The organism is Candidatus Eisenbacteria bacterium (assembly GCA_005893275.1).
GTDB lineage: Bacteria > Eisenbacteria > RBG-16-71-46 > SZUA-252 > SZUA-252 > WS-7.
In genome coordinates this window covers 54950-66761 of record VBOW01000022.1, presented here as the reverse complement: position 1 = coordinate 66761, position 11812 = coordinate 54950, and the positions used below count along the sequence as shown (strand labels likewise).

Annotated in this window: 4 protein-coding genes; 1 reads left to right on the top strand and 3 read right to left on the bottom strand. The window is 64.3% G+C overall.

The genetic code is table 11. The features are described 5' to 3' along the window. Window positions 1–23: 23 nt before the first annotated feature. Window positions 24–2999, top strand: coding sequence for a hypothetical protein (locus tag E6K76_04850; protein ID TMQ59399.1), 2976 nt, complete (start codon window positions 24–26; stop codon window positions 2997–2999). Between the two features lie 39 nt (window positions 3000–3038). On the opposite strand, the gene E6K76_04845 is transcribed toward E6K76_04850, so the two are convergent. The 3 genes from E6K76_04845 to E6K76_04835 form a co-directional block, all read right to left on the bottom strand. After that, window positions 3039–3542, bottom strand: coding sequence for a hypothetical protein (locus E6K76_04845; GenBank protein ID TMQ59398.1), 504 nt, complete (start codon window positions 3540–3542; stop codon window positions 3039–3041). Between the two features lie 45 nt (window positions 3543–3587). After that, window positions 3588–5570 (bottom strand): hypothetical protein, encoded by a 1983-nt coding sequence (locus E6K76_04840; GenBank protein TMQ59397.1) that lies wholly within the window; start codon window positions 5568–5570, stop codon window positions 3588–3590. A 129-nt stretch (window positions 5571–5699) separates the two neighbouring features. After that, window positions 5700–11753 (bottom strand): choice-of-anchor D domain-containing protein, encoded by a 6054-nt coding sequence (locus tag E6K76_04835; GenBank protein TMQ59396.1) that lies wholly within the window; start codon window positions 11751–11753, stop codon window positions 5700–5702. Between the last annotated feature and the right edge of the window lie 59 nt (window positions 11754–11812).

The window sequence follows — 11812 nt, the reverse complement described above, 5'->3', positions numbered from 1 at the left end:
GGCGGCCGGATGCGAAGGGGGCCATGAAATCCGCGTTCGTAGCACACGCAGTTTCCCTCGTGTTCGCTACCACGCTCACATTGTACCCCGCATCCGGAGCGGCCGAACCAAGTCCCTCGGCCACGAATCCGCCCACGTTCCCGCCGACACTGAAAGCCTTCCCCCTCGGCCAGCCTCCTTACTACCGCTTTGAATGGGGCACCCTTGCCGGCTATGGATTTCGGGCGGAGCGGCCAACCTACCGCTTTCTGCTCGACATGGAAGGGCGGGTGGCGGCCCCACAGTTTGGCCTCATCGACGTCGCGTTCGAGGGGACCTATATGAGGAGAGGGGAAGGGTCGGGCGGCACGTTCGGCGCCTCCTTGAAGCTGCCCATTCTCCGCGGCGGGTTCGAATACGACCTCCACGCGAGCAAGCCGTTCATCAAGCTCTCGCTCCAGGGCGCCCCGCGCCGAGGCGGCATCTTGGGGCGCGGCGATCGCGTGCGGATCGATTACATCCCCGCCAGGCGGAGCCTCGAGGCTGGAATGAAAATGCCCTTTCCATGGGCGGACTACAGAGCTACCCGGCCGCGGAACGCCCACGTGGCGATGGCGCGAGGGAGGCTCCCGCGTCCCGTCCCACCGGAGCCGGCCCTCTGGCCGGCGGTCGATGTGGCGCGCGTCCGTCACTCGATGGAATGGATGGACCGGCTGCTCACTCCGAACATGACCCCGCGGGGTGCTACAAGTCGAAAGGGGCGCGAGGCGTTCGAGCGAGAGGCCGCAGCCTTGAGGGAGCACGTGGTCCAGCCCGGTCACTCCTTCGCGGCGGAGGACTCTTCCTACCACGCCTGCCTGGCGGAGGCGTTCGCGCTCGCCGCGGGTGGAGACGCTGCCATCGGCGAGGCCCTTGCAGCGAGGGCTCGCGCCATCCTCCTGCGCAAGGTAATCCTTCCGTACAATCGTCTCCTCGGCCGTATCAAACGACCCGGCGAGCTGACCGGACTCCTCGAAGGGGCCTGCGCTGAATTTGGCGCCTCGCTCTCACAGCCTGAAGCGCGGCTTGGCGCGACGGAGCGTGACGCGGCTCGCGAGGTATTTCGTCAAGTGTTGGAGCAGCTCGACGAGGTGGCACGATCCGCCCACCGGCGCTGGCGGACGTGGCGCCTGGTCTGGCTCCCCCTGAATTACGGGCTCCGCCCTGACGAGTACGATTCCCAGGCCGAGCTCGATTCGGTTCTCGGCGCGGTCGTGGGACAGCCTTTTTCGTCCGCCAACACGGTCCGGTACGTACTGAACGAGCAGTTCTTCCGCGAGCTGCGACGTTCCATCCTCGAGACGCGAAGCCACCACGTCCTCTGGGTCCACGACTACAGCGGGCGCAACGACGCGAAGGGGCCTGACCGGATTGCCTGGGCGCTTGCGGTGGACGGCTACATCGAAGCCTTCATCCGGGCGGTCCGGGCCATGGACCGCGGCGAGCGCTCGGATCTGCCGGAATTCCTCATCCTTCTCGACGAGCACTACTACCGCACGAACGGGTCCCAAGAGGTGCTCTCCTTTCTAGAGAACCTAGGTTCGACCAAGGCACCCCACCTCTCCGACGCCAACCTGGAATCTCGGGTGCGTTCCGGGGTCGTGCGCCTCCGCGAGACCCTCGAACAGTCGAGCGCGATGAGGAGCCGCGGCGAGCGATACCTCAGGCGACGGGTCAGGGTTCAGGTCGCGATCACCCACCCTTACGACCCAACCTTCATGGACGACATGCTGATGCGCGATCACACGAAGCTCGCCTTCCGAGACGTCTTCGAGGAGAACCCGGCGTCCGGTGAGGCGATCTTCACTGGGCTCGGCGTGGGAGAACACTATGTCGGACCTCAATGGGAGGACCGGAGCCTGGTCCTGCGTGGAACGGAGCTGGTTCGTCTGAAGACCGCCGCCCGGAGCCTTCTCGTGACCCAGGGCATCCACCCCGATGAGCTGCCGGGTTTCCTGCGAGAAGGACCCTTTCCAGCGACCTACGCGAGGACCTGCGACTCCCTCCGTTCCGCGGGGTGGACCGCGAACGTGCTGGCCGTCATGAACGGAACGGGGTTCCGAATGAAAACGGCAACGGTGCTGAAGGCGGCGCTCTATAACCTCATGCAGCGCGGCGCCGTCCTGCTGGCGCCGGACTCGCTTTGGACTAGCGATTTCTGGGCCGGAATGTTCGTCTCCGCCGCGCTGCGCGGGTGTCACGCATTCCCCATCGCGCCGGCGCGTGAGAACGCGCCCAGCAGCGCATTACCGACGATGGGCCTCATGCACCAGACCCTTTGGGTCCTCCTTCGCTCCTCCGAGCTGCTCGGCGACGCGATTCGTGCCGCGGGAGGGACGCTGCGGGTCGGCCTCTACACCAATGATCGCGACGTGAACGACGTATGCGCGCTCGTGGAGCGCATGCTCGAGAAGGAATGCCGCGACACTCCTCTGCGCGATCGATTTCATATCCATCCCTCCGTCGTGCAAGTCCTGCGCGAGGAGTATTCCCGCATGCAAGAGACGCACACGGCGCCTGTGGACGAAATATCGGTCGCGAATCCGCACAAGCCTCACATGCACCTGAAGGCCCAGTTCTTCGCAAATGAGGCCGCCCTCTCGCTGCTGGCTCGGGAGGAGTGGGCGGGAGTTCTCAGCCGTTACCTCGAAGCACGGAGACACCAGTCGTTGGGGGCTGCGGTTGACTCGGACGCGATCGGCCGCTCGCTCATCCCGGACTCGGTTTCCTGTACGCGGCGCGGGGGCGCCATCGTGATCTCCACCCTCGGATCCCACAATCAGGACCGGCGGAGCATGTTTCTCGACGGCGAGGCCCTGACCGCGGTCTCGGGAGATGATTGTCTTCCGGCGATGATCGATTTCGCGTTTCTGATGGGAACGGCGACGTGGCCCGTGAATGCGAAAGAACTGGACGTCTACTTCCCCGAGCCGACCGGGTTGCTGCGCAATCTGGGCCGCTTTCTCCGGGACCTGATTTGAGGATGGACTCGGGGGGTGAGGGGCATGCGCGCGTGCGCTCTAGCGCCCCTGCGCCGGATCCACTTGGCCGTGCACCTGCCTTCTGAACTCCAGAGGATGGGCAATCCGGTCGAACGACTCAGGGGTTCCACCCGTACCGCGCACGATCACCGTTCCGAAGCCGAGGATTCTTCCGAAGGGAGACTCGTCGACGCCGATGCTTTCAATCTTCGAGATAAGCAATTCGATGGTGCGCCGGCTGAGAAGCCCCGTCTTGATGAGAACTCGCTTGTTCGTCACCGCAATCTCCGTCGCGTTTCGTCGAAGAATCCCAAACCCTGTGATCGCGGCGGCAACCAGGAGGAAGAACAGTCCAGCGCCCGTCGCGACGGCATGGGACTGATGGTCGCCGGCGCGGGCCCCGACCGCGCCGAAAATCAGGACCAGGGATGCCAGACCGAGGAACGAGCCCACCAGCACGGGCCAGAGGAGCACCACCCAGTGAAGCTTGGTCCTGTATAGGATTGTTTCTCCTGGAATGAGATTCTTATCAACGTAGCTCAAGACCCTCCTCCGTTTCCGGCCCCGCGGTGCGTATCGGCTCCTTCCCTAGACCTTAGGGGTCACTCGAAGGGAACCCTCGGGCTTAGGACCGTCCTTTTCGAAAAAGCGCGCGTCGCCCCAACCGGGGTGGCTCGCGCTCCACGTGACCTGCCGGTCCTCCCATTGCCCGACCATGTGCAGGAGAAACTCCATTCGTGCGAGCGCTTCCTGTCGCCACGCGACGGACCGTGGATAAGGATGCCCGCGCGCCACCCCATCGATGAGGAGATCCTCGTACGGGAGAGGCGTCGCAAACCGCTCCCTCAGCTTGAAAAGCTCCGCCTCGAGCTCGTCCAACAGGACCAGGAAGCGGACCCAGCGGTGCTCATCGAAGGTGAAGTTGCGAAGCATCTTTCCCGCCGCCCGCCCCTTCCTTCGAATACTTTCGATCCGGTCGGACCCCATCGCCAAATTCAGGCCGCCCTCGCCTCGAGAGAAGCGGATGTTCACGATCCGGTCCCGATAGCTGGGGAGCATCGCCTGCGTCCTGTCGCGATGATTCTGCGCGGTCGTCCAGACCGCACCGAAAAATTCCGCGAGGCTCTTGATCGACACCCACTCCGGGCGCCGCGGGGCATTCGCTTTGGGAAGATAGACCGATCGCACGAACTCGGGGTCCTCCCCGGGCGACTCGGACGACACACGACTGAAGCACTCCGCCCGGAGTATCTTTCTGGAGGTCACGCCCCTCTGCGTGGTGACGGGCAACTCCGCTTCAAATGATTCCTCGGGCATCTGGGTCAGATTAATCCCGAATGTCGGACGGCCGGGGAGCCATCGATCGAAGAAATGGATCGGGAAATTGCTCGCGATCCCCCCGTCGCTGAAGAGATTCTCCTGGAGGTCTTCGTCCGGATGCTCGAGGACAACCCTCTCCCCCACGCGTCGAATCTCAAAGGCGGACTGTCGGATCGTGTAGAGGGGAACCGCGCTCAGCAGCGCGGGAAAGCTCATGCTGAGGCGCGCTGCGAAGACGATGGGGAGATCCGCGGCATCCGGCACGAAATGAACCCCGGGTAGCCTTTCCAGGGAAACGCGTTCCGATCTTTTCGCGTGGGTCATTCTCTCCACGATGTTGGCTGGGAAGAAGCGGCGCATCTCCTCTTCCTGGAACAGGAATAGCTGCTGCTCGAAGGGGAGCACGTAGGGTTGGTTGTGGCTCAGGTCCGTCGCGATCATTCGGAGATCGATGCTTTGCTCCCCGCCGCCGGTGCCTCCTTCCCGGAAGGACAGGCCCTTTCGTTGGAGATCCCCAAAGGTGAGAGGCGGGCCGTTGGGATCCAACCCGGCGAGGTCATTGATCCGTGCGCTCAGCCAATCCGTGAGGACATCGGGAGAGGAGGGCGACTCTGAATCTTTTCGCCCGGTGCACAAGCCGAAATGATTCCTGGGCAAATGCCCGGTCGCGATCCGGAAGAGGTGCAAGCCGCTTCCGAGGATTGCGCCGACCAGCCCAAGGGAGAAGCCGCTGATCACGATGGCGAGCGAGGCCGCGAGCGCGAGGGAGCTGCCGCTGTGCGGGAACACGGACCGCAAGACGCAAGACGCGAGGGCCAGGCCGAGCGCCCCGCCCGAAATCCCACCTGCCCAGAAGCTGACCGCGTCCTTTCGCAGCACGAGGAGCCGCCTGAGGCGTCCCGCCCAAATGCGACCGGCATGCGGGCGGACCTTCGAGAGACGCCCGGCGGAACGGCTCGCTTCCTCGTTCAGTGCGAGCAGCACTCGATACAATGCGGCTGTGGATCGACTCGGCTGGAAGAGGCTGAGAAGATTCCGGCCCGTGGAAAGCCACTCGTCCAGATCCCGCAGCTTCTCGAAACCGCCCTTCCCTTTCGGATCCGAAGGCTCACGTCCATACTCGGCCGCCGCGGCCAGAGAGGCCGCCATCGCGCCGGCCGATGTGCCTCCGATGGATCGGAACCGGTACTCCTGAGCCAGCTCGAGGAGAGCCTGCGGGTAGACGAGGCCGCTCGTGATCCCGCCTTTCATGACGAGATCACATTCTCTCGTGGGGTTCCGGTAAGGGTCGCTCATGGCGTTGACGCCGCGGCGTCAACCGCAGCCGAAGCAAAATAGAGCTTCGGCGTGCCGCCGTCCAGCCCTCCCGCCTCGCAACACCTACTTCAACAAGAGCATTCGCTTGTTTGCCTGAAATCCCCCGGCCCAGAGGCGGTAGTAGTAAATCCCAGAAGCCACGTCTTGTCCGCGGTCGTCGCGGCCATCCCACGTGGCCCTGTGTCTTCCCGCGGGCATCCACCCCCGGAGCAGCGTTTGGACCGTCCGACCCTGGATGTCGTAGACCATGAGCAGGACCGACGAAGGAACAGGGAGGTCGAAGCGGATGCTCGTGGTCGGGTTGAAGGGGTTGGGGCTGTTCTGGAAGAGCGCGTGGACGGCCGGCGGAGCCGCCTCTTCCGAAGCAACCGCCGTGATCTGCGTAATCCTGAATACGCCGTCGCTCGAATCGTAGCCCATGATTCCCGCGGCATCATAGAGGTAAACGCGCACACGCGCGGCGCTCGATGGTACCGCGGGCACCGGCCACACGTAGCTCTGTCCGATGACTCCTTGGGCAATCAGAGTCCAGGAAACCCCATCGTCGGTCGTGTAGTAGAGGTCGGCATGGTCGACGTGCCAGCCTTCGGGATTACTCCACGTGATCTGGAATCCCCCGCCGGAAACCAAGGTCTCACCGCCATTGGGGGCGTGCACCCGGGGCCGGATCACGCGAAGGTTGTGCCTCGCCACGAAATAGATCGTATCCTCGATCTCTCCCGTGACGGTCACGGGAACCGGGTCCCCCTCGGTTAGGATCGCCTCCACGGCAGCCCGATCGAACTGGAATCTCAGATCTGCGATCCCATCATGGTTGAAATCCCCGATGGCAAGCGCGTCTTGACTGCAGGGAACCTGTCCCTGGAATCGGACCGTGGAGAGCACGGTCCGATTCGGATCCAACCCCGCGGGAAGCTCCAGAGACGCGTGTATGAATCGGCCGTTGCTATCGAGGTTGAGCGTGTTGGGATCCACATCCGCGGCCACCGCGTCGATCGATCCAACGTGGAAGAGGACGTTGCTCACGATGCGCGGATTGCTCGGGTCGTTGCTCATCACGGAGATGGCGGCCGAGTAGTCCGCAGGCGCCAGCTGCGAGGCATCGAGGTGAACCGCGAGATCGACACAGCCCCCGGTGGGAACGACCCCCGCGCTGGGGGACACCTCGATCCATCGAGGGGGCTCGGTGAAAAGAATGGCCAGATTGCCGTGAAGGTAGGCCGAATTGAATGACACGGTGAGCCCGTCATCCCGCGCGGCGTTCTGGATCCCGACCGTGACCCCACTGAGAGGAGAGCCGACCGTGAGGTACTGATACTGGACAGCCCCGCTGGGATAGAGGAAGACTTCAAACGTATACAGCGCCGGCGAAAACAGGTTGAACGGCCGCAAATTATTGAATTGAATGATCAGCTTTGCCCCGTCATTCCGGAAGTAGACACTGCTCCCTACGTCATCCCGAAGCACCAGGTCATCCCAGCAGATTGCGAGAAGGTTTTCGGGCACGCCGCGATGGGAATTGGGCAGAGGCTGGTTGTCGAACCCGCTGTCGTCGCTCGTGAAGCTCACCCACCCGTTCGTGCTGACGCGGAACGAATCAAAGGTCGCGCCGAAAAACGGAACCCCGAACCCGATCGGGAAAGGACCCAGGGTTCGATCGTCCTCGTTCGATCCGAACGGGACCCTCGTGCCCGTCGAGGTGATATCGATCCACCGGAAGGTCGGCCCTCCAGGATCGTCACTATCCGTCCAGACGTGTCCGAAGGCGTCGGGGCCCCCGGTTCCGAGGATGCCCGAACGGGGATCCTGGCTTCCTTTCCCGTTTCCCACGTAGCTCCCCGAAGCAACGGCGGGGACCGTCAGCAGAGGAGACGGGACGGTGAAATCGAGCCCGCTCCCGCCCGTGTTGCACACTCGGAGCGTCTTGACCTTCTGCCCGCCGGGCAAGGCCGCCGCCACGATCTCTCGCGGACTGACCCCCACTACCGGTGGGATCAGCGCGGAGGCCGCGAGCGAGACGACGTGGGGAGAGCTCGGATCATTGCTCAGAATCGTGAGGGTGCTTCCCCTGGTTCCCGCGGCGGCAGGCGTGAAGGTGACCAGGACCTCGAGGCTCTGGAGGGCGGGAAGACTGAACGCGGATGGGCTGGCCGTGTACTCGGAGGCACTGGCCCCGATCGAGGTCACCGTCAGGACATCGGTCCCCATGTTTCGGATGGTGAGCGATCGGGTGGCGCTCTGGCCCACGAAGACGTTGCCGAAGTCGATCGAAATGGGATCGACCTCGAGATGAGGCACCCCGCGCGCGTGGAGCGTAACCGGGACGCTGAGGCTGGGCGTAACCGGATCGTCGCTGCCGAACCGGATCGTGGCCGCGTAGTCTCCCGGAAAGACCCCGGTCGCGTCGACGGTCGCCTGGACCGGAGCCGAGGTCCCCGCAGGCACGGTTCCCGACGCGGGCACGACGCGCAGCCAGGAGGGCGCCGAGGCGATCCGGATGGCCAGATGGTCGTGCAGATACGGGGCGTCGAAGGCGATCGTCGCGCCGTCATCCCGAGCGCCGTTCTGGAATCCGACGGTGGCCAGGGTCGTGGGGCCTCCCATGGAGAGGTACTGGTACAAGATGGTCCCGGTCGGAAACAGGATGACCTCGAAGGTGAAGGGCCCGGCGCCCGACAGCAGAAGGACATTTTGGAACTCCACGACCATCCTCGATCCGTCCGTGTGCGTGAGCACCCGGGAGCTGGGGCCGACGAACAGGTCATCCCAAAACGCAGCCAGCAGATTCTCCGGCGCCGCGAGGCTCGGCAGCGGCTGGTTGGTGAATGGCGAAGAAAACGAGGTGAAGCTCAGGAACCCATTCGTGCAGACCTGGAATGACGTGAAGGTCGTGTCATAGAACTTGAACTGGAACCCGATCGGAATGGGTGAGGAGGTCTCATCGTCACCGGATATGGGGACCTCGGATCCTATCGCGCTGATTTCCACCCAACCGAAGGACGGCCCGTTGGGCTCGTCGCTGTCGGCCCAGGTATAGCCGAATCGGTCCGGCCCGCCGGACCCGGTTGTGACCGGGTCCCCGACGCGGGGGTCGATCTCACCCTTTCCATAGGACGCGGACTCCCGCACCGCAACCGATGCTGCGCCGGTGAAGGTCGTCACGGTGAAGTGGAGATCGCTTCCACCCCCGTTGCTCACGAGTATGGAGTGATCCTGGCGTCCACCGGTTGGCAGGTCGGAGTAAATCGAGACCGGCGATACCGAGATCACGGGCGGCACCAAGCCGGTGCCTGTCAGCGCGACCGTCGTGCGCGATCCCGCCGCGTTGTGCTCGATCGTGAAGGTGGCCGGCTGGCTCCCGTCTGTTGTCGGCGTGAACGTCATATGGACAACGCGCGCGCCTCCTGGGTCCAGGGTGAAGGCCGACGCATCGGGGACATACGCCGTGCGGTCGGAGGCCATCGCGGTCACGGATAGTCGATCCGTGCCGTCGTTGAAGACCGTGAGGTCCTTCGAGAGACTCGACCCCAGGAAGACCGTTCCGAAATCCAAAGCGGAAGGTTCCACTCGGATGAGTGGGATCGCCGTCACGTGGAGGACGGCCGGGACGTCGACCTCCGAGTCGGTGGGGTCATCGTTCTCCACCGCGATATCGGCCGGGTAGTCACCACCGAAAAGACCGGTCGCGTTGAACGTGACCGCGACATTCGCCGACGCGCCCGGCGGCACCGTTCCGCTCTCCGGACGGAACGAAAGCCACGGGAGCAGGACCGCGCGGGTCATCACCTGCTGGAGCTCCTCCAGATTGTCCCCCGCCCCGTAGGCCGTCGCGACCACCGCCGACGACGAAGGCGCCAGGTCGCCCAGCTCGAAGTGCAGCACCTCCATCCCGTCCAGCCCGCGAATCGGCCCGTAGGGGTAGTCCACCGTCGTGGCGCGGGTGTCGTAGTCGTTCCAGCCGTAGGCGTCCATGAGATCCGGCGCCCGTCCCGATGCAATCGCGACGAATCTCACGTCCGACGCGTACGTCATGTGCCGCGCGGGATCGTAGTCCCAGGCATCATCGTCGAAATCGCCGTCCACGTCCCAATCCGCATGGGCCTTGAACACCACGTTCGTGAGCGGCACCGCGGAGGTATTCCTCAACCTCGACTCGATCCGAACATGCTTTTGGTCGCGCTGAAAGCTGACGAGCCTCCTGATTTCCAGGGACCCGTCGCTCGTCCGTGTCACGACCTGCACAACCAGCTCGGACAGCGTATTGACCAATTCCTGATACGAAACGGGAACGATCCCGCTGCGGCTCGCGGTCGCTGCGAAGGCCACGTGATCCTGTCCGGAGGAGAAATAGGCCACGGTATAGCCTGAGTAGTAGGACCCGATCCGCAAATGCTCGTTCCCCAAGGGGTACTGGAACGGCATGATCTCCCCATAGTCCGTGATACCGAACCTGAGAAAGCTCCCGCTGTATTCCCCGGCCGTGACCACGGGCCCGGTCGACGGGCTGCTTCCGTTCGGCGTGGGCCCGGTGACGACCGCAGCGGCAACGCCGACGCGCTGCTGGTCGGGAGACGGGATTCCCCCAGTTCTCGGCAGCGAGGAGACCGGCGCGCCGGAGTCCGCCATTTGGGCGAAGAGCCTGAAGGAGAGGTCGTTGCCGCCTGTGTTGGAGATGGTCAGGGTCTGGGTGTCGGTTTGCCCCGTCAGCAACGCCGCGCTCATCGAGCCCGGCGAAACCGATATCTCCGGCGGCACCAACCCCGTCCCCGTCAACGATACCGACAATTCCCCCTCGTCCGGATCGTTGCTCCGTACCCTCAGCGTCCCCGCAATCTCCCCCACACTGCCCGGATGGAACGTCACCATCACCACCCGACGCTCCCCCGGATCCAAACTGAACGACCCCACCGATACCAAAAAGTCCGCGAGGCTCGAGCTCACCTCCGTCACGTCCAGCCGATCCGTGCCCGCATTGGTCACCACCAGCGAATCCAGCCGCGAACCCCCCACGAACACCGACCCATAGCTCAACGCCGCGCTCGAGAGCTCGATATCCGTCACCCCCGTCACCTCCAGCCGCGCCGGCACCCGCACCTCAGGCTCGTCCGGATCATTGCTCGCCACCCGTATCAACGCGTCGTAGCCCCCTCCGAACAGCCCGCTCGCGTCGAACGTCACCGCCACATCCACGCTCCCCCCAGGAGGTACGGTGGCGGTGGGCGGAGCGGTTCTCATCCAACGGGGGTGGGCGAGGGACAGCGAGTACGCCGTTGCCTGGTACAACATGGGGCCGGGCTCGTACCCGAAGAGATAAAGAAACTCCCACGGCATGCCGGTCGCGATCACGTTCCCCGGACCGACGGAGTACTCCACGGTCGTCGGCAGGTGGGAAACGGCTGTCTCGGTGATGACTTTCGCGCGGGCCGGGAGTTGGGTCATGGTGCAATGATTGGCGAAATTCCCCGCGAGGAGCGCCGGCAGGCCGGCCACGATGGGATGGTCGGGCAGCAGCACCCGGTTCACCCTTTCGAGGTTCCCATATCGAACGAGTACCCCGTTCGCGATGGAGACGTCATCGCCCTGTGTCGCGAGCTGATACTGAACGGTGCCTCCGGCGGCCAGGAAGGCCTCGAACTTGGCGACGTTCGCGGAGATGGCGCCGTAATAGTCGGGCCCTTCATCTCCCACCGTGATGACGAGATCGTAGGCGGTGAAATCGGTTGAGGCGATCTGATCGGATCGAATCACCGTCGGCGTGATGCCGAAGCGCGATAGAAGGAAGGAACCCATATCGAGACCCCAGGCACTGGTGTCCTGGATCACGAGGACCGCCGCCCCCGCGTCGTCCGTGCCGATTCGCGCGGCCACCGAAGCGTCGCTGCGGGACGACTGCGAGGTCGCCCCTCCGGGATTGGCCCCGGCCGGCCCGGGCCCCAAGCCAAGGGGTGGATTCGAGCGCCGCACGGTGATCTGCAGCGAGAGGTCGTTGCCGCCTGTGTTGGAGATGGTCAGGGTCTGGGTGTCGGTTTGCCCCGTCAGCAACGCCGCGCTCATCGAGCCCGGCGAAACCGATATCTCCGGCGGCACCAACCCCGTCCCCGTCAACGATACCGACAATTCCCCCTCGTCCGGATCGTTGCTCCGTACCCTCAGCGTCCCCGCAATCTCCCCCACAC